Consider the following 23,390-nt stretch of genomic DNA (forward strand, 5'->3'; position numbering starts at 1 on the left):
GATTTGCCAAATCGCTCCAGAATTTGAGTGAGCGGATAAACAATCCGCTCTACGTTTTCATTACCGCGAATATCAGCGGCAAGTATTACTTACTGTTCTCAACCAGTTTCTTGAGCTCCGATACCAGCATCAGCGATTCGATGGGTGTCATCCTGTTCGGGTCGCTCGCCTCCAACTTGTCGATAAGCTGTTCAATGCGGGGATCAAGCTGGGTCTGGAAGAGCGACATCTGCTCGATCTGCTCCTGCTTGTCCATATCCTTTGCCGCCTTCTTGGCAGCAACAGCTTTTTTCTTGGCGCCCTCAGCCAGTGTGCCATTGCTGTCGGTGATATCCAGGCTATGGCTCTCCAGGTTTTTCAGAATCTCTTTGGCCCGTTCTATCACGATGGAAGGCAAACCCGCCATATCAGCGACCTGTATACCGTAGCTGTGATCAGCCCCTCCCCGAACCAGCTTGCGGAGAAAAATAACTTTCCCGTCATGTTCCTTAACCTGAACATTATAGTTTACAATATGGTCATACATATTTTCCAGCTCATTCAGCTCATGATAGTGAGTGGCAAACAAGGTCTTTGCCGCAACAGAAGGCTGGTTATGTAGGTATTCGGCCAGCGCCCACGCTATACTGAGTCCATCGAAAGTACTGGTTCCCCGCCCGACTTCATCGAGCAAAATGAGTGAATTTCTCGTTGCATTGTTCAGGATATTCGCTGCCTCATTCATCTCTACCAAAAAAGTACTCTCGCCCGCCGCCAGATTATCCGAAGCTCCTACCCGGGTGAAGATTTTATCGACCATCCCGATATGGGCATCCTTAGCCGGCACAAAACAGCCTATCTGCGCCAGCAAGACAATGAGGCCCGTCTGCCTGAGAATGATACTTTTACCCGCCATATTCGGGCCGGTTATAATCAGTATCTGCTCATCTTCATTTTCCAGGTGGATGTCATTCGGAATAAAGGGTTCTCCTGGAGGCAATGTTTTTTCCACCACCGGGTGACGGCCTTTGGTAATATCGATCACCTGGTCATCCGCCATGGCCGGTTTGCAGTAATTATTGCGATAGGACACCTCTGCAAAACTTTGCAGGCAATCCAGTTCAGCAAGAGCCTGTGCAATCCGCTGTACTTCATCGGCAAATTCGGAAACATAGAGCCTGAGCTCTTCAAATAGTTCGTATTCCAGGGTCTTGCTGCGTTCTTCAGAGGAGAGTATTTTCTCTTCTACTTCCTTCAGTTCAGGCGTGATGTAACGCTCAGAATTTACCAGGGTCTGCTTGCGAATAAAATGCTCAGGTACCTTTTCTTTGTGGGTATTGGTCACTTCAATATAATAGCCGAACACCTTGTTGTAGCCGATCTTCAACGAACTGATACCGGTCTCCTGTGCCAGCTCTTCTTTAATCTTGGCAATATAATTTTTCCCATTGCGAGCTACATCGCGAAGTTCATCCAGCTCGTCATTAAAACCGTCCTTAAAAATACCGCCGTCGCGCACACTGGCCGGAGGATCTTCCTGGATGGCCTTTTCAATGCGCTCCTGAACTTCGATGAGCAGTTTCAAGCGGTCCCTGATATCGTTGAGCAGTGGTTCATCGAGTTTGCTGAACTGCATTTTGATACGCGGCACCTGAGCTAGGGAAAGCTTAAGCTGCATCAGGTCACGGGCATTGGCCCGTCCCACGCAAATGCGCGATATTAGCCGCTCAAGATCGCCCACCTGCTCCAGTTCCTCTCGCAGATTCTCTCTGGCATCATGATTCACGTTCAAAGCTTCCACCGCATTCAGGCGCCGGCTGATCGGCTTCAATCGTTTCAATGGACTCATAATCCATTTACGCAAGAGACGTCCGCCCATTGCCGTACAGGTGTCATCCAATATGGAAATCAGCGTCCCCTCAGTGCCGCCTTCCTGAATGGAGGTGATTAGTTCCAGATTTCGCTTGGTGGAACCGTCGAGAGACATGAATTCCTGGTTTTCAAAAGCCTGCAGTCGCTTTATATGTCCGAGTGAAGCCTTCTGAGTCTCCTGTATGTAGTGCATCAGAGCTCCCGCGGCAATTTGGGCCACATTCAGATCTTCGACTCCGAAGCCCTTCAAAGAGTGGGTTTCGAAATGATCGGTCAGCAGATTATAGCCGTAATCGCCTTCGTAGACCCAGTCTTCGATAAACGTGATGTTATGATCCTGCAGTTCAGCGGGCACATTATTCTTGCGGCTCTTCGACAACAAAATTTCAGAAGGCGAGATGGATTGAAGCAAGTCATCCACCTGGTTTTTATGTACCTGGCTCAGTGCAAACTCTCCGGTCGACACATCCGCAAAAGCGACTCCTGCGGTTCCGCCTGCCCAGTATATGGCCGCCGCATAATTATTGCGCTTGTGCTCCAGCAGTTTTTCCGACATGGTGACGCCCGGCGTAGTAATCTCAGTGACTTCACGGTTCACTACCTTACGTCCGGCATCCTTGGCTTCGGAGGGATCCTCCACCTGTTCACAGACCGCAACCCGGTGTCCTCTTTTTACGAGTTTTGGCAAGTAGGTATCCAGCGCGTGGTAAGGAAATCCGGCGAGCGGGGTTTGATCTCCCCCGTTATTTCGTTTGGTGAGCGTAATACCAAGTTCTTTACTGACCAGCTCGGCGTCATCGGCAAAGGTTTCATAAAAATCTCCTACCCTGAAAAGCAGTATGGTTCCCGGGTGCTTCTCCTTGATGTCATCATACTGCCGCATGAGTGGTGTCTTCGACTTGGTTTTCGGACTCATGATTTAATTAAAACTTTCTGAATTATTCTCTTATTATTAGCTTTAAATATAATTGATGCCTGTAGATATTTCAGGCATGCTTGGCTGGTATAACTTACAGGAATTAATTATAAGGCTTATCAATTTACAGCAAAATACGGTACGGAAGTATAAGGATTTCTGGAGGCTGATCGTAACGCTGGTTAAGAAGAAAGATGTGTTCCACCATGCATCCGCGATCACTTTCAACCTGTTTATCTGCGCCATACCTTTCACCCTGCTACTTATTTCCATCATAGGGTATGTACTGTCTTATGAAGATGCCTTTCAGGAAATTTTACGCTACGGGAGAGAACTCTTTCCAAGCTTTACCTACGAGTACCAAAGCGGAGATGTGTTCAGGGGAGCCATTACACTAGAGACTCTACTGGAACCGCTGATCGGTGCGCGCCGTGTGTTTGGTATTGTAGGTTTTGTGGTTCTGATATTTTTCTCTCAGGGTCTCTTTCATACAATCAAGCATGTGGTATTTGATATTTTTGATATCGAAGACCGGAGACATCCTATCCTTGAGATGATATACAATTTCTTTACTTTCGGGCTTATGGGCGGTGTTTTTATCTTCTTCAGTGTAGCCATTTCCCTGATCTCCCTACTATCTTTTGATCAGATTGCGCTCCCTTTCACTGAAATGGTGTTCAAGCTGAGTTGGGTCTATGAAATGTTGAATATCGTTATTCCACTCCTGTTTACCTTTTTCCTGTTTTATATCCTGTTTCGCTATATCAGTGAAAAACGGATGAAACGCAAAGTTGCCATGCTGGCAGCCTTCGTGTATACTTTTTTGTTTGAGGTAGCAAAGTATGGAGTGGGTATTTACCTGGAGTACGCCATTCAGGCTTACCGCTATTTTTATCACGGTTACACTATTTTGGTCATTATCGGTGTCTGGGCGTTTTATTCCGCAGCACTTCTTATCATCTCCGTCATTGTAGCTAAAGCGTACCAAGAGATATTTGTAAAGGAAGTTCATCTGTCCGGAAACCCATATGAAGCTATTTCCTGATTCTAACAGCTATGTCTAAGATCCTTTCTCAAAGTTTTTACCGTCGTGATGATGTCGTGAACATCAGTCGTGAGCTTTTGGGCAAGGTACTGTGTACACAGTTTAAAGGAACCATTCAAACCGCGGGAATAATAACTGAAACAGAAGCCTATCGCGGACGAGATGACAAGGCCTGTCATGCACACGGCAAACGCACCGAGCGTACGGAAGTAATGTATCATGACGGGGGCAAAGCCTATGTGTATTTATGCTACGGCATCCATCATCTCTTTAATATCGTAACCAATACTGAAGGAATCGCGGATGCCATCCTGATTCGTGCTATCCAACCCGTTGAAGGCTTGGAATTGATGCTGGAAAGGCGCGGCCAGGAAGAGGTGTCGCCCAAGCTTACGGCCGGACCCGGGAGGGTGAGTCAGTCGCTAGGTATTACAACGAATTATTATGGAATGGATTTAACGGGGAATCATTCCATATGGATTGAAGACAGGGGCCATAGTATCGAGCAGAGTCAGATTCAAAGTTCTCCCAGGATTGGTGTGGATTACGCGGGCGAAGATGCCAAAAGGCCCTGGCGTTTTTTCTTGAAGGAAAGCAAATGGGTGAGTTAAAAATTCTGTGCCAAGAAACTTTTCCTCAACAAGGCTATGCCAAGCGTCCACGCTTGGCAACCTATCTGTTTCAAGTGAGGACGCTTGAAACAGCAGTAACTATTCATCCTTTCACTTTTGTCTTTTGCCTACTGCCTACTGACTACTTAATTCTGTATTCAAACTTCTATCAAATAAAAAACCCGGCCAATCCTGACCGGGCTTTAAAATAATTAAAACAGTACAAAGCGATTATTCACCGCCACCTGAAGCTGAATCAGCTGACATCTGTTGGAAGCGTTGCATCATCTGCGGATCAGATTGAACAGCCTGCGCAATTTGCTGAAAGCGCTGAGGCGTAAGACCGTTATCCTGTATGGCTGACATCTGTTCTTGATTTACTTGCTGCTGCATTTTCTGAAGCTCTGGCTGCATCTCCTTGATAACAGCTTGCTCTTCGTCAGTAACTTCAACCTTTTGAGCCATCTGCGGGTTTTGCTGACTCATCATGATCTGCTGAAAGCGCTGGAAGGTCATATCTTCTTCCTGCACCATCTGCTGCACTTCGCTTTGAAAACCCTGCTGAATGCTTTGTAATTCCTGTGCGGTATCTACAAACATCTGTAGTTCCTCATCAGAGACACTGTCGGCCTGGGCATTTTGCATCTGTTGCATTTGCTGACCTTGCGCAAAAGCGGAACCGGCCATCAGTATCATTCCTAATACAAAAGGAACTGTTTTCTTGAAAAAATTCATTTTTTGGGATAGAGTTTTAGATTAATTTTGCCTGAGAATAAGTCTGATGAATATAAGCATTAATTGTTCCGATCTAAAATAACCAACCCGTCTCCACCTCCCCTCATAGGCTTATACTGCCATAATTCCCTTTTGAGCCGTCTTTACTGTGACTATTTAATAACTTTTAAACACCGGTTAAGGAAAAGCATATTCCTACCCATTCAAATTGCCAACCTCATTATGCTGAAATAGCCTTACTCCAATGAGATGCAGGCTAAATAAAAATTTAAAATTAATTTAACATTAAACGAAACGATTTATCCGATTTTAGCATTATAGCTGGTCAGTTTAGGGTTCAAAAACAAATAATCACTCTTAAATCTAAACAATTCGTATTATGAAAACCTTTAACTACAAACATTTTGGCTTATTAGCCGTGCTTTTCCTGGTTGTCAGTGCATTTACCAACGCACCTGTGGAAGAGAAGTTAAATGCCACGGAATGGAAAATTGACCAAGCCCACAGCAACCTGAATTTTGAAGTTACCCACTTCTTCACCCCGGTTAACGGAAAGTTCCACGACTATACCTCAGAAATTTACTTTAGTCCGGATAACCTGGAGGAGAGCAGCATCAATGTAGAAGTAATGGTAAACAGCATTGATACCAACAATGAAAAAAGAGACGGACATCTTCAGTCCGACGATTTCTTCAATGCTGAGCAGTATCCAAAGATGACTTTCTCCAGCAACAAGATCACCAGCGAAGGTGACAACCAATTTGTTGCCCATGGGAAATTGACCATCAAGGACGTCACAAAAGAAGTTCAGCTTCCGTTTACACTTCTGGGTGTTCAGGATCATCCCATGAAAGAGAACACCAAAGTTGCCGGTATCAAAGGTAACCTTACCATAGATCGTACCGATTATGACGTAGGTGTCGGCGACTGGGCTGCAACTGCTGTAGTAGGTGATGAGGTGAGCATTGACTTTGCTCTTGAATTGAATACTCCGTCAGAAAACAGCTAAGGTTCAAATTACTTCAAGTAAATCCAAGCCCGGTTTCTATTCAGAGGCCGGGCTTTTTTATGCTATCCTGGATCCATTCTTAACCCTCCGTTCGGGTGTCAGAAGCACCGTTCCGGATTCTTCATTCAGCACTCCCAAGACCAGCACTTCAGATTTCAACCCGGCAATTCTTTTTGGCGGAAAATTAACTACTGCGACAACCTGCACGCCTAGCAGTTCAGCCGGTTGATAATTTTCGGTTAACTGTGCCGAGCTCACCTTTTCCCCAAGTTTCCCAAAATCTATGTGCAATATATAGGCTGCATTATGTGCTTTTTCATGCTCAGTGGCTTTTATAATTGTACCGCACCTGATATCAATCTTTTCAAAATCTTCGAAATCAATCATAATCGATCTTTGTTTTTAGTATTCACCCTGAATTAAAGATCGGGACTATGAAAGAGGATTCACAGAGAATTGTTTCGTTATTGCCCAGCACCACTGAAATCATTTGTGCGCTTGGCAGAAAAAGTAATCTGGTGGGACGGTCTCACGAATGTGACTATCCCGCCTCTGTCACAAATCTACCGGTTTGTACTGAACCGAAATTTGAGCCTGATGGTACCAGCTACCAAATCGACCGGCGGATCAAGGCGCTTCTGGAGAATGGCTTATCGGTGTATCGTGTGGATGCCGATGTCCTTTCCGCCTTGAATCCTGATGTGATCATTACCCAAGACCATTGTGAGGTTTGTGCGGCGTCGCTGCATGAAGTCAGGCAGGCAGTGCAAGAGTTTCTCGATGATGACGTATCAATAATTTCCGTTTCTCCGAATAATTTAAACGGGGTATTCAACGCTATACGAGAAATTGCCGGAGCTCTTGGCACGGAATCTGAAGGGGAGGAAGTTATTGCTCAGATGCAGTCAGGCTTTGAACAAATCAGTAAGAAAACAGCCGGCAGACCCACAAAAAACATCTGCTGTCTGGAGTGGATGGACCCGCTGATGGCGGCCGGTAATTGGGTTCCCGAGCTGGTTGATATTGCAGGCGGACGAGAACTGGGCGCTGTTGCCGGTAAGCACTCGCCGGTATTGGAATGGGGAAATCTGCTTGAGTTAAACCCTGAAATACTCGCCGTGGTACCTTGCGGCTACTCCATTGATCAGACTTTATCGGATATGAATACCTTGACCGATCAAAAAGAATGGAAGCAACTTGACGCGGTCAGGTATGAAAAAGTATATATACTGGATGGGAACCAGTTTTTTAATCGTCCGGGACCTAGACTCACCGATTCGGCCGAAATATTTGCAGAAATCCTGCATCCTGATATTTTCAAAGCAACGCATCTTAATGATGGCTGGATACCTTATAGCCATTAATAACATAGGGGAAGATTTTTCATGGAAAGAAAAGCGGTCATTATTGGAGCAACATCGGGTATTGGACGAGCTCTGGCTGAGGAACTGCATTCCCGAGGTTATGCCCTTGGTTTAACGGGGCGCCGAGTGGAAAGGCTTGAAGAGTTAAAAAATTCCTTAGGCAAAAATGTCAAAATTCAATTCATGGATGTCACCAAAACCCGTGATGCCATCGACCAGTTGGAAATGCTTATCCGGGAACTCAAGCATATGGATATCATCGTATTGAATGCCGGCGTATCCAACTTTCGGGGAAGCACCATGTGGAAAACGGAGAAACGGGTAATTGATGTAAATATTCGCGGTTTTACAGCGCTGGCTAACTACTCTTTTGATTACTTTGAAAAAAAGGGTAATGGGCATATTGTTGGAATCTCTTCCGTGGCGGGTCATTTCGGATATGGACTGTCTGCTGCCTACAATGCATCCAAAGCTTTTGTGAGCACCTACCTGCAAGGTTATCGCCAAAGAGCCAACCACAGCAAGGCGGATATTGCCGTCACCGATATTATTCCCGGATTTGTAGAGTCAGAGATGACCGACGGCAAACCCGGCATGTTCTGGGTAGCCGGCAAGGATAAGGCAGCAAGACAAATCGCCAATGCCATCGAATCCCGTAAAAATCGAGCCTATATAACCAAACGTTGGTGGCTGGTCGGCTGGGTCCTGAAGCTAGTCCCAAACTGGGTCCTCGATAGAATCTAAGCTTACCAGTTCACGCTCCCCAACCTTATACCCTATACCTTATACCCATAAAAACTTAGCGCGTGTTTGTATTCTTATTGCTGAATTCAATCAAGTTACTTTCCGGTCGAACTTCCACAGCCAGCTGTACCTTACCGGTATCCCCGTTAGCATTCTTAAAGTCTGGTTTAGCACCGGGGGAATATCCAATACCATAAATCGTAATAACCGAATCGGATTGGACAGGACCAAGGACATACTCATTTTGAGTGTCACTGCTATAACTGTCAAGTTGCTGAAGTGAAAAGGTAGCTTGATCATTTATAAATCCGCCTTCATCCCCATCATTGAATGACAAATAGTAATATTCGGTAGCATCTGAGGCTAGGGTAAAAAGCTGAGCGCGTACTTTATCAATATTCCGACTTTCTTCTGCACTTTGCCAGGTTGTATTAAAGTAGTAAGCCTTCATGACAGTAGCAGGTATTGCATAATTTAAACCTATCACAATCAATATTACACCTACATACCAAAACGGACCTTTCTTCAGGCGATCTCCGGGCTTGGAAATTTCTCTCTTCTCATTCTTTATTTCACCGTAAATCCATAGACTGGGACCCAGCACAAAGAATAAAATCAGACCTGAAAAAGCAATTAATCGTTGTTCCCGGTAAGCTCCCATATCAAGGATACCGCTGCCAAACTCATTGATGGCCCTGATAGCATCCACGCCTTGGGCAACTTCCCAAATTCCTATAGGCCACTGCATATCGATATATTTAAGGCCCCAAAAGAGGATCATACCTATTAAAATAGCAACAGCCCAAGGCAGCCAGGGATAAATCTTAGTTTGCTCGTTCATAGCGAATCCCCTCTTTGGTTAATATTCCTTCTGTCTGAAAGTAACCCATTGCACCTGAGTAATTTTCGAAATCGGCATTCTTCCCGTCAATATACGCCGATTCAGCAACAAGGATGATACTGTCAGGATCTATCGTTTTCACAAATATCTTTACCGGTAAGTCTTCTTTCTCATCTTTATACGTGTCTTTACCTTCGTAAAGCAAACGACTCTCCTCGGTGATGAGTGTATCGTATTTTGTCCGGAAAATAGAACCAAGGCCTGCATTTCCATCATAATTCTCTCCTATATAATAGGTCTTCATAGTTTCGAGAAGGTATTTTTTGACATTATACTCAGCTATCTGCGTTTCAATCATATTTCGTATCTCGGGAAGCAGTGCCGTTTGACGCTTACTGCCTTCATAGCTGATACCGGCAGAAACAATTGAAAAAACTACGAGCAAAACCAGTGTGGAAGTCACCACTTTTCTCTTGCCGGAAGAGTCGATTTTCCGTATCCCATATATAGAAAGTGCAATTAGATAGACGAGCGAAGCTACACTGCCGGCGATGACGGAAGGCCAGATACTTCCTTCCTGGGCCGGTATAAAAAATGCCAGGGCTACAAAAAGTACTCCTGCTGCCATCCACAGAAACATTGTTTTTTTCATCTTGATGGTGATTTATGAGTAAATAAACAGATCTCTCTTAAATAGAGGATGCACTACGTCCACGATTGTTTCAAGTTTTTCCTAAAAAAGAGCTTTTCCTTTATTATAGAATGTTCTCTAAATACCCGATACTTTTTTCTATCTCTTTAAAAGGTTCACCGCTCCTGGTGGCATCTTGTTCCACGAAGTAATAATCCAGACCTGCTGTTTCGGCGTGACTGAACATGTTTTCCCAGTCAATAACCCCTTCGCCAACTGCCGCAAAAAACTGATCTTCCCCGGCTGCCATGTCTTTCACATGCCACAGTGGAAATCGTCCGGAATGCTTTTCAAAGTAAGCTATGGGGTCCACACCCGCTCTTCTGGTCCAGTATAAGTCCAATTCAAATTTTACCAGGTCCTCATCACATTCACTAAGAAGCAGGTCATAGGGAACCTGGTCATCCATAGTCTCAAATTCAAAGGCGTGATTATGGTAAGCCATTTGAAGCCCGGCATTTTTGGCTGTCTCCCCGCAACTGTTTAACAGCTCGGCCACTTTCTTGTAGTCATCCATAGACTGCCTTTCCTCCTCGGTCAAATAGGCCAGTACAATATAATCCTGGCCCAGCTCGGCAGCATCCTGTACAGTCTGTTCCCAGTTGTTGGTCATGGTACCGACAGCATCAGGACTCGTCCATCCCGTTGCTACGTGACTGCTTTTTACCTGGAGGCCCATGTCAGACATCATGGTTTTTACTTCCGGAATAGAATTCCCAAAGTATTGTCCGTCACCGTAGGCAAACAACTCTATATTGACATAACCCAAGTCGGCAATACGCTGCATGGATCCTTGGAAATCTTCGGCCAGGGCTTCCCGTATGGTGTATACCTGCAAGCCGGGTGCCATCATGTCGGTGGATTTGCTATTGCTGTTTCGGGCACAGGCGGTTGGAAATATCATGGCTCCTGCTGCCAGGGCAGTACTTTGAAATAAAAAGGTTCTGCGGTTCATAACTGGTTTTCGTTGGATTCCGGTTTGTGTACTGATGCCTTAAAGAATAATCTCAATTAAGTAACTAAGATTCTCAATAACAATTTATAATTAAAAAACTACCAACCCGGCAGACTCTTGACAATAGATTAGAACACGGATGCTGCTGATTTATTACGGATATCACAGATCAAATGCTCTGCTCCCGCCGCTCTGCGGCGGAAGTAAAGGTCTTCACACCATCATATGTTTTCGAAACAGAATAACGTAAATAGAATAATCAAGCTTTGTTCTTTCGCAGCTTATTATTTTAATTAAAAACCAAATTAACCTATATCTATTTTCCATGCCTAAAACCAGTGCCGGAATCATGCTCTTCCGAAGGAAGCCTCACCTGCAGGTGCTGCTGGCCCACCCCGGAGGACCCTACTGGTGGAATAAAGACGAGGGTGCATGGTCGATACCCAAGGGAGAAGTAGAAGATAAGGAGGAACTCCTGGATGCGGCCAAGCGAGAGTTTGAAGTAGAGCTGGGTTTTATCCCGGAAGGCGACTATATCTCACTGGGTTCAGTCAAGCAGAAGGGCGGCAAAACCGTCCATGCATGGGCCGTAGACTATCAGATTCCCGATGATTTCATTTTTGATCCGAATGAGTTTGAAGTAGAGTGGCCACCTGAATCAGGAAAGAAGGAGTTCTTTCCCGAAATCGATCAAATTGAATACTTCTCTCCCTTTGAAGCCAAGAAAAAAATAAATCCCGCCCAGGCTGAATTTATAAGCCGGCTGATCCATAAATGCAGCAGCCAAGAACGCTAGACAAAAGCTGGCAGTTATATAAGTGTATCATTCAACTGAATTTTACCTAAAGAAAGAGGCCTTATGAGTGGAAGAAAAATATTGATGCTGGTCGGAGATTTTGGAGAAGATTACGAAATCATGGTGCCCTTCCAGGCACTGCAAATGGTGGGACACAAGGTACATGCAGTGTGTCCGGGTAAGAAATCGGGCGAAGCCGTTAAAACCGCCATTCATGACTTTGAAGGCGATCAGACCTACACCGAGAAGCCGGGACATAATTTCGCGCTCAATGCTACATTCGATAATGTTAATCCCGCTGAATACGATGCCTTGGTTATTTCGGGTGGTAGAGCGCCTGAATACCTTCGCAGGGAAGACGGCGTGCTCGACATGGTTCGCCACTTCTTTGAGGAAGACAAACCTGTGGCTGCTGTTTGTCACGGACTGCAGATTCTCTCTGCTGCCGATGTCATTGAAGGCAGAACCCTCACTGCTTACCCGGCTTGCGGTCCCGAAATGCAGGCTGCCGGTGCCAACTATAAAGACGTAGATGTCACTGAGGTGGTAGTGGATGGCAAACTGGTAACCTCTCCTGCATGGCCTGGCCATCCCAAGTGGCTTGCCGCCTTCCTTGAAGTACTGGGAACCAAAGTCACCCATCGGGAACCGGCAAAGGTCTAATCAAAAAAGAAATACATATGGTAGCCCGGTTCATTAGAGCCGGGCTTTTTTTTATCAATCCGGTTCCTGGACCTTCTGCATCGCTCGCTGCAGTATTCTACCTCTTCCCAGTTGTTCTCCCATTTTTTTCGCCAGCTAAACGGTCGTCCGCATACCGGACATATTTTTTCAGGCAGGTGTGGTTTCTTGTGTGCCATCAGCTCGTTTTTCTTCGCTTCTTCACATGTTTATTCAGGATGCGCTTGTTCTCCTGTTTCACTTCCTGCTCTTTTTTCTTATTCCATAACTGTTCACTGGCACGTTTATAGCTCTTTTTGATATCATCGATAATAGGTTTGGGATAGTCTTTGCCTAATCGACAATCATACATTTCCTGCTCCATGCTACTGAGTTGCCAGGGTTCGTGGATCAGTTCTGCAGGGACATCCTTAAGTTCCGGTACCCACTCCTTGATGAATAAACCATCGGGATCGTGATCTTTTGACTGCTTAACAGGATTATAGATACGAATGGTATTTACCCCCATCGTACCCGCCTGCATTTGAAACTGGGAGTAGTGTATGCCGGGTTCAAAGTCCAGAAATTGTCTTCCCAGAAATCGTGCACCGGTCTGCCATGGCTGCCAGAGATGATGGGTCAGAAATGAGACCAGCATAGCACGCATTCTAAAGTTCAGATAGCCGGTTTGTTTTACCGAACGCATACAGGCATCAATCATCGGGAAACCTGTGGTACCCATCTTCCAGGCCTGAACTTTCTCCCTCTCAACCTTGCCTCGCAAGTCGTTGTAGCCACGATTCAGGTTTTCAAATTCCATTCGCGGCTCAGATTCAAACTTCTGGATGAAATGGCAGTGCCACCGGAGTCGCGACTGAAAACTTCGAAGATCTCTTTTCGATCCGGAGTCAGTATAATATTCTTTTGAAAAGCGGTACACCTGGCGGATGGATAGATTACCCCAGGTCAGGTGCGGTGAGAGCCGGCTGCAACCATATCGTGCAGGGCCCGGTGCCGAAATATTATTGTTATAATTCTTCGCTCTAGCGAACATAAAATCATTGAGCGTGTTCCAGGCTGCCGCTTCCCCGCCCTGCTGAAAGTTAGGGTTTGGCTGCTTAAATCTTTTGGTGATCCGGGAGGATTGCAGTATATCTTTAAGTTTGGCAGATTCGGCGACTCCCTGAATCAGCCCTAAACCAGGATCCTCAGCCGGTTGATCTATGATCTCCTGCCAGTTACTCCGCCAGTTCTTTCGGTGCATCAGTCCACGCTGAACGGCATTGGTAGGGCTTTCTATCCATCGAATTCCCTCTTCCCGGAACCACTTTTTCAGTTTCTTATCTCTCTTAAAGGTCAAATCGATGCCGGTTTCCTCATGGCTGAACACGCACTTAATCTTATAAATCCGGTTTAAATCCCGAAAGAGCTCTGAAGCATCCTGACAAGCTATATGCAGTTTGAGGTTGTAATCTTGCAGTTCCTGTTGCATCTCCACAAGGGATTCATAGACAAAACGCCAATGCCGGTCGCCATAGTGATTGGATTCAATGAGCATAGGCTCAAATAAATAGAGCAGTAAGGTTGGGGCTTGCTCGTTGGAAGCATTAACTAAAGGTGCGTGATCACGAAGACGCAAGTCACGCTTAAACCATACAATATTGATGCTCTCTTTACCCATCAGGCCTTCTTCTACCCGGAAAGACGAAGCCGTATCGGGCCGGAGAACGTATCACCGGTCAGCTTCTCTCCGTTCTGTTCGATATCAACTTTTCCCTCTTCACGCAACTGCAGCGCTGCATCCCTAACCTCATCCATAAACGATCTCCAATCACCCGGTTCAACTGCACGAGCTGCTTCTGAGGGACAAAAGGTCTTTCCCCTACCGCGCTGCTTGGCCAGTTCCACAATGGACTTTTTGATGATTTTTTGCTGCGGCATGTCACTCCCTGTTTCTAATCTCCTGATAGGATGCTTCCAGGTCAATCATAGGTTCAGAATAATCCACGCCGATATCGATGCCTGCATCCTCTTGTTCCTCCTGGCTTAGCTTGTGCGGTTCATGAATATGCTCATCAGGCACATTCTTTAATTCAGGTAGCCAATGTCTTACGTAATCTCCGTCGGAGTCATACTTTTCAGCCTGATTGGCAATATTGAAATAGCGATTCCTCGGATCCTGTCCAACCGTGCTGTTGTACATCCAGTTTCCATAGTTACTGCAGACGTCATAATCTATTAGTAGGGATTCAAAATACTCCGCCCCCATACGCCAGTCTATATTCAGATTTTGTGCTAAAAAGCTGGCCACATTTTGACGACCGCGATTCGACATATAGCCAGTCTGATTCAGTTCTCGCATGTTGGCATCGATGAAAGGAATCCCGGTTTCACCACGTGCCCATTGCTGAAATGTTTCTCGATCGGTCGACCAATTCCGGCCTTTATCCTGAATTCCTCCGGCAAAAAAGATTTTATTGCCGTACTTATGTGCTGAAAAACGGAAGTAGTCCCGCCAGATAAGTTCGAATACCATCCAGTAGGTGGAAACGTTCTTTTTTCTCTCCTCCTCATATTTTTTCACTTCGTGAAATATTTTTCGAGGAGAGAGACTTCCATTTGCCAGCCAGGGAGAAAATTTGGAGGAATAATTAGCCCCAAGCAGCTGATTGCGGGTAAACTTATAACTTTTCAACCGGTCCTGTTCCCAAAAATAGTGTTGAAGCCGCTTTAGGGCTTCGGTTTCTCCACCCTCAAATGGTAGCACTACTCGTTCGTCTTTTATTTGCGGCTCTACACCCAATTCGGGAACAGTAGGAATCTCACCCGGTTTTATTCCCTCTATCATCTTTAGCTTTTCAGGAGGTGTTTGCAAATCCCTGACACTGCTTTTCTTCTCCACTTGTTTGCGAAAATTGGTGAACACCTTGGGGATGGAATCATAATCATAGGGTATGTCATCCAGATGGAAGAGCGTGGACCCATAAAACCATTCAATAGGGACGTCAGCACTGTCAGCAAGGTTATCTTCCACACGAACCTCTTCACTGGTGACCTCTTTGTGAGCATAGATGGTGTCGATGCCGTACTCTTTCACCATCAGGGGTATGACTTCTTCCGGTTTGCCTGTTCTAACAATGAGGGTAGCCCCAAGCTCTTTCAGGTTGCTTCGCAAATCACTGACGCTTTCAATAAGAAATGAAGTTCGAAAGGGACCGGTTTTGTTGAATCCAAATGATGTTTCGGAAAAATGACGCGGATCAAAGCAATACACCGGTATCATTTCTTCACTTTCCGAAGCCCGTTTTAGAGCCTCGTTATCATGAATTCGCAAATCATTTCGGAACCAAAGCAGTGTTTTGCTCATTAAAATAATCTTTAGTCAAATTAAGTGATTACAAAACAAGAATTGACCGTTAGCGTTCAGAATATTAGTGAGTCATCTGACGATGACATTGAACGACCAATAAGGCACGGCTTGAACAGTGAAGGACATTAAAAATGCGAAGACGAGATTTTGCTCCCTACCATCATATTGGCATATTAATTCTAAGAATTGGTCTCGGCATCATGATGATGCTGCACGGCTATCCCAAATTATTCGGCGGACCTGAAATGTGGGCGGACCTGGGAACCGCAACGCAATCCATAGGCATTGATTTTGCCCCTGTCTTTTTTGGTTTCATGGCAAGTATTACTGAGTTTTTCGGCGGTCTGTTTTTGCTGCTTGGTCTCTTCTTCCGACCCGCCCTGCTGTTTTTAATAATAGTCATGATTGTCGCAGCCGCAAGTCATATTGCTGCCGGTGATGGGTTTACTGACATCTCTCACAGTGTGGAACTGGCTATCGTCTTTACCGGCATGCTGTTTATCGGGGCAGGCGAATACAGCCTGGATAATAAACTCAACAACCGCAACCGCCGAAGATATTAAGGCCACCCTTTGAAAATGTTTTCTCACAAATAAACGGAGTCTCACATACAGTAGCCTGCCGGATTTAGCTGATGCGTTATTCCATTAAAGAGCAACTATATCCTACTGAGAGCTGTTGTAATATGTGATATCCAACAAATGCAGGTTGCCTATGAAAGCTATGGTTCTGGAAGAGCAGGGAGATAAGCTTAAGCTCAAAGATATACAGAGACCTGAGCCCGGCCGTTCTCAAATTCTCCTCAAAGTAAAGACCTGTGGCATTTGCAGGACGGATTTGCACATACTGGATGGTGACCTTGACAGCCCAAAACTTCCCTTGGTTCCGGGTCACCAAATAGTAGGTACCATAGAAAAAATCGGTGATGGCGTAACCGGTTTCAAAAAAGGCCAAATAGTAGGGGTCCCCTGGCTGGGTAAAACCTGTGGGAAGTGCGATTTTTGTGAAAACGGCCAGGAAAACTTATTTGACCGGGCAAAATTTACCGGTTATGACATAGATGGAGGTTTTGCCGAGTATGCTGTGGCCGATGCCCATTTTTGCTTCCCCCTTCCACAGGATTATCCCGAAGTTCAGGCCGCTCCCTTGCTTTGTGCCGGCCTGATAGGGTACCGTTCCTTCCGAAAAATCGGTAACGGAGAAAAAATCGGTTTTTATGGTTTTGGTTCGGCTGCCCATATACTTACCCAGGTAGCAAACTACCGTAACCGGAAGGTCTATGCATTTACCCGACCCGGCGATACAAAAACACAGGAATTTGCACTTGAAAAAGGCGCTGTTTGGGCGGGCTCCTCAAATGAAATGCCGCCTGACAAACTGGATGCTGCCATTATTTTTGCCCCGGTAGGTCCCTTGGTACCCCAGGCACTCAAGTCTCTGAAGAAGGGAGGTAAAGTCGTTTGTGCCGGAATTCATATGAGTGATATTCCTTCCTTCCCCTACAACATATTATGGGAAGAGCGATCCGTTGAATCGGTTGCCAATCTCACCCGTAAAGACGGCACCGAATTTCTTGAATTGGCTCCAAAAGTACCTATTGAAAGTAAAGTTACCGTCTACCCCCTGGAAAAAGCCAATGAAGCCCTGCAAGATCTGAGGGAGGGCAACTTTGAGGGCTCAGCAGTACTTCATATCTCCTGAGTATAGCTTGCTGGTATAAATACATTTGATGATAATGGGCGTAATAATTTGTATTTTCGGCCCTTCATAATTTCAGAAATTCAAATTTTCAGAACCAAATATTCATGCACGACATTGTACTTATCCCCGGAGACGGTATCGGACCTGAAATCACCGATTCGGTAACGACTATTCTAAAAGAAGCCGGCGCTGAAATAAACTGGCTGGAACATATAGCAGGCCTGGAAGCTTATGACGAGGTTGGAAACCCATTGCCTGATGACACGCTGGAGGCTTTGAAAGAATATAAACTGGCTCTGAAAGGGCCTTTGACTACCCCGGTGGGATCGGGTTTTCGCTCGGTCAATGTAGCCCTTCGCAAAGAGCTTCAACTGTACAGCAATATCCGTCCCGCCAAAACCCTTCCCCATATTGAGTCACGATTTGACAAAGTAGATCTTGTCATGTTCCGGGAAAACACCGAGGGTCTTTATATCGGTAAGGAACAATGGGTGGAAGAGAACTCTCATGCGGAAAGTATTGCCGTTGTTACCCGCAGAGCCAGTGAAAAAATCATTCGCGCTGCTTTTCAATATGCGCGAAATAATAACCGTCACAAGCTGACGCTGGTACACAAAGCCAATATTCTTAAATACACCTGCGGACTATTCCTTGAAGTGGGGCATGATGTAGCAAAAGAGTTTCCCGATATCCATTTTGAGGATCTCATTGTTGATAATATGGCCATGCAAATGGTGATGAGGCCCGAGCAATTTGATGTCATTGTAACCACGAACCTTTTTGGGGATATCCTTTCCGATCTGGCTTCCGGACTCATCGGCGGATTGGGACTGACAGGAGCTGCAAATATAGGTGACGATGCTGCCATGTTTGAAGCGGTTCACGGATCTGCACCTGATATCGCCGGTCAAAATAAGGCAAACCCGACGGCCTTCCTCTTATCTGCGTTGATGATGCTGGAACATATAGGAGAGAACCGTATTGCAAAAAATATCAGGAATGCGATTTATAAAACCCTTGCCGACAAATCAGTCTGCACTCCCGATATCGGTGGATCAGGAAGCACGGAGACCTATACCAGGGCTGTGTGCGATAATCTGTAGGAGACCGTTCAAAGTTTAGCTCAACACTAAGTTTAGTAAAGCTCCGTAATTAGAAGTTTTTTTTACACGCCTTAAGAAAGCTTTACTAAACTTGGGTATGGCTTTACCGGCATTATAGATTCACAAACTCCACACTCATATCTGAAGTCTCCAAGAAGGCTATGGTAGCCTTTCCGTCGAACCCATTGGCCGTTCCGGGATTGATCGCCAGGGTCTTGCCAACTTTTTTCTGAACCGTTTCGTGGGTATGTCCACTGATGACCGCATCGTACTTCCCGCAATGATGCAGGGCTTCGGTTAACTCTGCGTAGGTACCGTGGTAAACAGCCAGTAGTCGATCATCTGCCTGAAGTTCGAAAAACTCCCCTTCCAGGTCTGCCTCGATTTCAGCACACTTATTCATCAGCAAATACTTATCGCCGTCATTATTACCGAAAATTGCTTCCAAGTGCAGTCCTTCAAAAAGTGGAATCATAAAAGGACTGCAGAAATCACCACAATGAATTACCAAGTCTACCTTTCTATCTTTGAAAAGCTGAACGGCTTTCTCTGTATTAGGTATATGATCGTGCGTATCCGAAATAAGTCCGATTAACATAATATAGATTATTTATTCTACGAAGCATGTTTCTAAGCGTAGTAGACCTGGTTACTGGTTACTGGTTACTGGTTACTGGAACATGTAGGATTATAACATTATTCCAAATTTTGAAGTTTTTAGGGAGCTCTGCTCCCGTTAATAAGGCATATTTATCAGATTAAGTACTCCCATATAACCCCAACCAAGGCTCTTGCAAGCGTCCACGCTTGCAAGCTTTAACGGTTCAAGCGTGGACGCTTGAACCAGCTATTTATTGGAACCAGCCTCGCTTTATTATCCTGAGACTCCATTCTCCCTTAACCCTAATCAATCACCTTCAACAGAGCATAGATCGTTTGGTTGTGAGGGATAGATAGATTATGCTTTTCAGCCAGCCTTACCAAAGCTCCCGTGAAGGCTTCATACTCCATTTTCTTGCCTTTTTGCCGGTCCTGGTAGGTGGAGGTCTCAAATCCCTTCAGCTCTCGGGAAGATTCAATGATATTCTGACCGTCCTCATCAGTAAGTGCCACACCCTCTTCTGCGGCGATTATCTGAATCTCTTCAAACAACCGGTAACTTAGTTGCTCGCCTTCTTTTTGTTCGAAAATTTTATCCACAGTGACATCAGCAATTGCTGTGAGCATATTCAGGATGCAGTTCCAGGTGAATTTGAGCCAAACTTCGCGGGTTATATTCTTGGAGATCCGAACCGGAATCTGCGCTTTTTGAAACAGCAACTCTGCTTCCGTGATGCGTTCTGTTAACATTCCGTCCTGTTCGCCTAAAGTGATGCTCCCGAATGCCTTGTGAGTAACCACTCCCGCCTCAGGAACACCGGCTCCGATTTTACAAAACCCCTGCATTACATGCCCGGTACCAAAAAACTGTACAAGTTGGGGATAGTTTTCTATGCCATTTTGAAGGGTAAGAATCTGGGTTCGTTCCGACACCACGGGTTCGATCTGTTTAATGGCTGTTTCCGTATCATAGCTTTTTACGGTAAACAAAATTAGATCGGGAACATCCGCCCGCGTCGGGTCATTGAATGCACGGACCTTAACTGTTCGGTCACCCTCCTTATCACGTATTGTCAGCCCATTTCGCTTTAGCGCTTCAAGATGAGCTCCCCTTGCAATGAGAGTAACTTCCGACTCAGTTTTTTCGGCAATACATCCACCGAAATAACCGCCAACGGCACCGGCACCCATCACCATTATGTGTTGAAAATCAATCATTCTTTACGGTTATCTCTTTTTTAACTCCTCTTACGAACAAATAATTGATCACTTATTCTGCGGAATTCGTACATGGAGAACCCCATGTTTATTCAACAACTCATTAAATGACTTGACATCTTCACTAACCAGCGTTCTGTAGCGGTTCATCAGATGTTCGTAGACTTCCACAAGATCGGCATGTCGTTCCATCATCCCGCCCGTAGGTTGTGCGTCATGCCCTCTCACCACCTGGTACAATCTTCCCATACGGTTGCTCAATCGGCGTTCCATACCAATAGGATCCTGTCCGCTTTCGATCTCGTCATTGATAAACTCTTCTTCAAGTGCTTTTAACTTATCAGCAAGACTATTGGCCTGTTCTTGTACCTCCCCGGCATAATCGCGGTTCTGTATATCCCCAGCTATAGACTGAATCTGATTTTGGGCTGAACGCAACTCCTCAATAGTATGCTGAAAGCTGCTGATCTTATCTGCGATATCTGTTGCCAGTTCAAACGTTTGCCTGAGCTCTTCCGTCGTAGCACTCCAGCGAGGGTCTGCATGAAGCTCGAAGGACCGTGTTTCAGACCAGTCTCCTACATTTAACCTGACCCGGTAGGTACCAGGTACCGCTTCCGGCCCCCTTGCCGGGTTGCGCATTACCATAGTTACCAAATCAGGTACCGTAAATGGTCCGGTATAGGTAAGGTCCCATTCAAATCGATTCAAGCCGGCCTTGACTTTCAAGGTCTCTGCTTTTTCATCTTCTTTCGTTTCGGTAGAATAGGTCCTGACCGGTTGACCGGACTCATCCAGTATTTCAAGACTCACCGTTTCAGATTTATAGTCATCTGCAAGCACAGCATATATCAGTGCACCGGTGGGATAGGGATCGGGTCCCGGGCTATCGCCTGATCCACTTAACTGGGTCCTGTAGGCATCCCTTGGAACAAAAAGCTTGTGTCCGTTGTCTTCTGCATTGATTTCCATTTCATGCAGGGGACTCAAATCATCCAAAATCCAGAATGAACGGCCCTGGGTGCTCACAACCAGGTCTTTCTCATGAACTTTAAGATCAGTGATAGGAGTTACCGGCAAGTTTTGCTGAAATGATTGCCAATGCTCGCCGTCATCCATTGAGAAATACATCCCGAATTCGGTACCGGCATAGAGCAGTCCCTGGCGATCGGGGTCTTCCCTTACCACACGTACAAAATGATTAGCCGGAATACCGTTTTTCCCGTTCGTTATTAGATTCCAACTCTTGCCGTAATTGTCCGTCTTAAAAACATACGGCCTGAAATCTGCCCGGCGATAGCGATAAACTGCAACATAGGCTGTACCGGGATTATGCATCGAAAGTTCGATGGCGTTAACAGTACCCGCTTGCGGCATGTTTTTGGGAGTAATGTCCTGCCAGGTCTCCCCGCCATCCCGGCTAAGATGTATTAAGCCATCGTCACTTCCGGTCCAAAGTTCATCTCCATCATGAGTTGACTCCGCAAAAGAAAACAGGCTGCAATAGACTTCTACGCCCGTGGCGTCATGCTGTACGGGTCCGCCGGGAATCAGATCCAGATACTTGGGATCATTTGTAGTTAAATCGGGACTGATAACCTCCCAAGTAAAACCGCCGTCGGTTGATCGGTGCACATACTGTGAAGTGATATAAATTACATCGGGATTATGCCGTGATATCTCAATCGGAAAATTCCACTGAAACCGGTATTTAAGATCCGTCATTTTGGTTCCTTCGGTATAGTGCGGATAGGGGGTCATCTGCAACGTCTGACCGATAGTATGGTCAAAACGGGTTATCTCCCCACTGTACGTTCCGGCATATACCAGGTCCGGATTTTCGGGATGCACGGCAATATGTCCGCTTTCCCCTCCTCCCACAGAGTACCAATATTGCTCGGAACTTATGTCTCCCTGCGGTTTGCCGGGTACCGAAATAGTACTGTTATCCTGCTGGGCGCCATAAACACGATAAGGGAAACGGTTATCTACCTCCACCCGGTAAAATTCGGCGGTAGGCTGATTTTTCTGTGTAGTCCAGGTCTTCCCGCCATTCAGGCTTACATTAGCACCTCCGTCATTACTGTTAACCATGATGTCAGGATCATCAGGATTCAGCCACAAGCTATGGACATCACCGTGAGGAACTGAAATGCGTTCAAAAGTCTCACCGGCATTTGTTGATTTATAAAAACCGGTATTCAGTACATAAACGGTATGTTCATCTATCGGGTCTGCAAAAAGATGCGTATAATAATACTGCCTCTGCCGCAGCTTATGCTCTCTGTTGACCCGTTTCCAGTTTTTTCCCCCATCATCCGAGCGATAAAGACCACCCTTCTCCTCTGCTTTGGCCTGCTGCATTACCCAGATACGATCGGGATTAGCAGGCGATATGGCAATATCTACTTTGCCTAGTATACCTTCATCAGGCAGCCCGCCATGTACCCTTTCCCATGAATCCCCTCCATCAACTGATTTAAAAACACCACCTTCGGTACTCCCGTCAATAAGTGTCCACGGCTTTCGCTCAGCTCTCCAAAAACCGGCATATAAGATTCTTGGATTGGTCGGATCCATTTCTACATCGATCGCACCCGTACTGTCGCTGAGCGACAATACTTGCTCCCAGTTCTTGCCCCCGTTCTTAGAACGGTAAACTCCGCGTTCGGAATTCGGTCCGAATATATTACCAAGAACAGCTGCATAAACAAGTTCAGGATTCTCAGGGTGTATCTGGATTTCACCGATTTGTCCGCCATTACGCAGCCCGACATGCTTCCAGGTTTTTCCCGCATCCGTACTCTTATACATACCGACTCCGGCAGATATATTTCCCCTGGGCGCATCTGAACCGGTTCCTACATAAATAACATTAGGATCTGAATTAGCTACTGTTATCGAGCCTATAGATCCCGCTTCAAAAAATCCGTCACTGATATTAGTCCACCGTTCTCCCGCGTCTTCCGTTTTCCAAACACCTCCTCCTGTAGAGCCCATATAAAATGTGAAAGGTTTGGATGATGTACCTGCAACAGCAGTTACCCTCCCTCCGCGATAAGGACCGATGGACCGATATTCCAAAGCCTTAAGCAACTCAGGATTTATACGGGGTTCATCTGTTTGTGACTGAGCAAAACTCTGCGTTATACCCAAGACTAGAATTAGGATAAGTGAAAT

The 23,390-nt window shown here is 45.7% G+C and carries 24 protein-coding genes; 11 read left to right on the forward strand and 13 right to left on the reverse strand.

Annotation, left to right across the window (positions count from 1 at the left end; genetic code table 11):
* Positions 1-85: 85 nt before the first annotated feature.
* A complete protein-coding gene (gene mutS, locus G3570_RS12435) occupies positions 86-2,767 on the reverse strand; it encodes a DNA mismatch repair protein MutS (protein WP_165142850.1) in 2,682 nt (893 codons plus the stop codon).
* Positions 2,768-2,822: 55 nt separating this feature from the next.
* On the opposite strand from mutS, the gene G3570_RS12440 reads away from it, so the two are divergent.
* The 3 genes from G3570_RS12440 to G3570_RS12450 are packed head-to-tail and all read left to right on the forward strand — an operon-like array spanning position 2,823 to position 4,635.
* A complete protein-coding gene (locus G3570_RS12440; RefSeq protein ID WP_249067073.1) occupies positions 2,823-3,812 on the forward strand; it encodes a YihY/virulence factor BrkB family protein in 990 nt (329 codons plus the stop codon).
* A gap of 11 nt (positions 3,813-3,823) precedes the next feature.
* Positions 3,824-4,423: a DNA-3-methyladenine glycosylase gene (locus G3570_RS12445; protein WP_165142852.1), complete on the forward strand. Its 600-nt coding sequence runs from the start codon at positions 3,824-3,826 to the stop codon at positions 4,421-4,423.
* Positions 4,411-4,635, forward strand: coding sequence for a hypothetical protein (locus G3570_RS12450; RefSeq protein ID WP_165142854.1), 225 nt, complete (start codon positions 4,411-4,413; stop codon positions 4,633-4,635). The genes G3570_RS12445 and G3570_RS12450 overlap by 13 nt, the downstream gene beginning before the upstream one ends.
* Before the next feature lie 19 nt (positions 4,636-4,654).
* Here G3570_RS12450 and G3570_RS12455 read toward each other — a convergent pair whose 3' ends face one another.
* Positions 4,655-5,158 (reverse strand): DUF4168 domain-containing protein, encoded by a 504-nt coding sequence (locus G3570_RS12455; RefSeq protein WP_165142856.1) that lies wholly within the window; start codon positions 5,156-5,158, stop codon positions 4,655-4,657.
* A gap of 379 nt (positions 5,159-5,537) precedes the next feature.
* Here G3570_RS12455 and G3570_RS12460 point away from each other — a divergent pair, with 379 nt between their 5' ends.
* Positions 5,538-6,167: a YceI family protein gene (locus tag G3570_RS12460; RefSeq protein WP_165142858.1), complete on the forward strand. Its 630-nt coding sequence runs from the start codon at positions 5,538-5,540 to the stop codon at positions 6,165-6,167.
* 57 nt (positions 6,168-6,224) lie between these two features.
* Here G3570_RS12460 and G3570_RS12465 read toward each other — a convergent pair whose 3' ends face one another.
* The gene (locus G3570_RS12465; protein ID WP_165142860.1) at positions 6,225-6,554 is read right to left on the reverse strand and encodes a tRNA-binding protein; all 330 of its coding nucleotides are present in this window, start codon (positions 6,552-6,554) and stop codon (positions 6,225-6,227) included.
* Between the two features lie 47 nt (positions 6,555-6,601).
* Here G3570_RS12465 and G3570_RS12470 point away from each other — a divergent pair, with 47 nt between their 5' ends.
* Both G3570_RS12470 and G3570_RS12475 read left to right on the forward strand, forming a co-directional pair.
* Positions 6,602-7,531, forward strand: a complete 930-nt coding sequence (locus G3570_RS12470) for a cobalamin-binding protein (protein WP_165142862.1) — start codon at positions 6,602-6,604, stop codon at positions 7,529-7,531.
* 21 nt (positions 7,532-7,552) lie between these two features.
* On the forward strand, positions 7,553-8,275 hold the full coding sequence (locus tag G3570_RS12475; protein ID WP_165142864.1) for an SDR family NAD(P)-dependent oxidoreductase: 723 nt from the start codon (positions 7,553-7,555) through the stop codon (positions 8,273-8,275).
* Positions 8,276-8,330: 55 nt separating this feature from the next.
* On the opposite strand, the gene G3570_RS12480 is transcribed toward G3570_RS12475, so the two are convergent.
* From G3570_RS12480 to G3570_RS12490, 3 genes are all read right to left on the reverse strand, one after another.
* Positions 8,331-9,116 carry a hypothetical protein gene (locus G3570_RS12480; RefSeq protein ID WP_165142866.1) on the reverse strand — a complete coding sequence of 262 codons (786 nt, stop codon included), beginning with the start codon at positions 9,114-9,116 and terminating at the stop codon, positions 8,331-8,333.
* Positions 9,100-9,768 carry a hypothetical protein gene (locus G3570_RS12485; RefSeq protein WP_165142868.1) on the reverse strand — a complete coding sequence of 223 codons (669 nt, stop codon included), beginning with the start codon at positions 9,766-9,768 and terminating at the stop codon, positions 9,100-9,102. Before G3570_RS12485 ends, G3570_RS12480 begins: the two co-directional genes overlap by 17 nt.
* Before the next feature lie 103 nt (positions 9,769-9,871).
* Positions 9,872-10,762 carry a sugar phosphate isomerase/epimerase family protein gene (locus tag G3570_RS12490; RefSeq protein WP_165142870.1) on the reverse strand — a complete coding sequence of 297 codons (891 nt, stop codon included), beginning with the start codon at positions 10,760-10,762 and terminating at the stop codon, positions 9,872-9,874.
* A gap of 325 nt (positions 10,763-11,087) precedes the next feature.
* On the opposite strand from G3570_RS12490, the gene G3570_RS12495 reads away from it, so the two are divergent.
* Together G3570_RS12495 and G3570_RS12500 are read left to right on the forward strand one after the other, a co-directional pair.
* Positions 11,088-11,558, forward strand: a complete 471-nt coding sequence (locus tag G3570_RS12495; RefSeq protein ID WP_165142872.1) for an NUDIX hydrolase — start codon at positions 11,088-11,090, stop codon at positions 11,556-11,558.
* Positions 11,559-11,621: 63 nt separating this feature from the next.
* Entirely contained in the window at positions 11,622-12,221 is a 600-nt protein-coding gene (locus tag G3570_RS12500; protein WP_165142874.1) for a DJ-1/PfpI family protein, read from the forward strand.
* Here G3570_RS12500 and G3570_RS12505 read toward each other — a convergent pair.
* From G3570_RS12505 to G3570_RS12520, 4 genes are read right to left on the reverse strand one after another with little or no spacing between them, the layout of a single operon-like run.
* The gene (locus G3570_RS12505) at positions 12,218-12,418 is read right to left on the reverse strand and encodes a DUF2256 domain-containing protein (RefSeq protein ID WP_165142876.1); all 201 of its coding nucleotides are present in this window, start codon (positions 12,416-12,418) and stop codon (positions 12,218-12,220) included. The genes G3570_RS12500 and G3570_RS12505 overlap by 4 nt on opposite strands.
* Positions 12,418-13,899 (reverse strand): FAD-binding domain-containing protein, encoded by a 1,482-nt coding sequence (locus tag G3570_RS12510; protein WP_165142878.1) that lies wholly within the window; start codon positions 13,897-13,899, stop codon positions 12,418-12,420. The genes G3570_RS12505 and G3570_RS12510 overlap by 1 nt, the downstream gene beginning before the upstream one ends.
* An 11-nt stretch (positions 13,900-13,910) precedes the next feature.
* Complete coding sequence (locus tag G3570_RS12515; RefSeq protein WP_165142880.1) at positions 13,911-14,159, reverse strand: DUF3253 domain-containing protein; 249 nt, start codon at positions 14,157-14,159, stop codon at positions 13,911-13,913.
* Between the two features lies 1 nt (position 14,160).
* Positions 14,161-15,585 (reverse strand): DASH family cryptochrome, encoded by a 1,425-nt coding sequence (locus tag G3570_RS12520; RefSeq protein ID WP_165142882.1) that lies wholly within the window; start codon positions 15,583-15,585, stop codon positions 14,161-14,163.
* Between the two features lie 134 nt (positions 15,586-15,719).
* On the opposite strand from G3570_RS12520, the gene G3570_RS12525 reads away from it, so the two are divergent.
* The 3 genes from G3570_RS12525 to G3570_RS12535 all read left to right on the forward strand — a co-directional run bounded on the left by G3570_RS12525 (position 15,720) and on the right by G3570_RS12535 (position 18,392).
* Positions 15,720-16,151, forward strand: coding sequence for a DoxX family protein (locus tag G3570_RS12525; RefSeq protein WP_165142884.1), 432 nt, complete (start codon positions 15,720-15,722; stop codon positions 16,149-16,151).
* Positions 16,152-16,302: 151 nt separating this feature from the next.
* The gene (locus tag G3570_RS12530) at positions 16,303-17,289 is read left to right on the forward strand and encodes a zinc-dependent alcohol dehydrogenase family protein (RefSeq protein ID WP_165142886.1); all 987 of its coding nucleotides are present in this window, start codon (positions 16,303-16,305) and stop codon (positions 17,287-17,289) included.
* A 104-nt stretch (positions 17,290-17,393) separates the two neighbouring features.
* Entirely contained in the window at positions 17,394-18,392 is a 999-nt protein-coding gene (locus G3570_RS12535) for an isocitrate/isopropylmalate dehydrogenase family protein (RefSeq protein WP_165142888.1), read from the forward strand.
* 112 nt (positions 18,393-18,504) lie between these two features.
* On the opposite strand, the gene G3570_RS12540 is transcribed toward G3570_RS12535, so the two are convergent.
* The 3 genes from G3570_RS12540 to G3570_RS12550 form a co-directional block, all read right to left on the reverse strand.
* Positions 18,505-18,990, reverse strand: a complete 486-nt coding sequence (locus tag G3570_RS12540; RefSeq protein ID WP_165142890.1) for a metallophosphoesterase — start codon at positions 18,988-18,990, stop codon at positions 18,505-18,507.
* 305 nt (positions 18,991-19,295) lie between these two features.
* Complete coding sequence (locus G3570_RS12545; RefSeq protein ID WP_165142892.1) at positions 19,296-20,210, reverse strand: ketopantoate reductase family protein; 915 nt, start codon at positions 20,208-20,210, stop codon at positions 19,296-19,298.
* A 48-nt stretch (positions 20,211-20,258) separates the two neighbouring features.
* Complete coding sequence (locus G3570_RS12550) at positions 20,259-23,366, reverse strand: VPS10 domain-containing protein (protein WP_249067074.1); 3,108 nt, start codon at positions 23,364-23,366, stop codon at positions 20,259-20,261.
* Positions 23,367-23,390: the final 24 nt, after the last annotated feature.

Origin of the sequence: Halalkalibaculum roseum (assembly GCF_011059145.1) — a bacterium.
Lineage (GTDB): Bacteria > Bacteroidota > Rhodothermia > Balneolales > Balneolaceae > Halalkalibaculum > Halalkalibaculum roseum.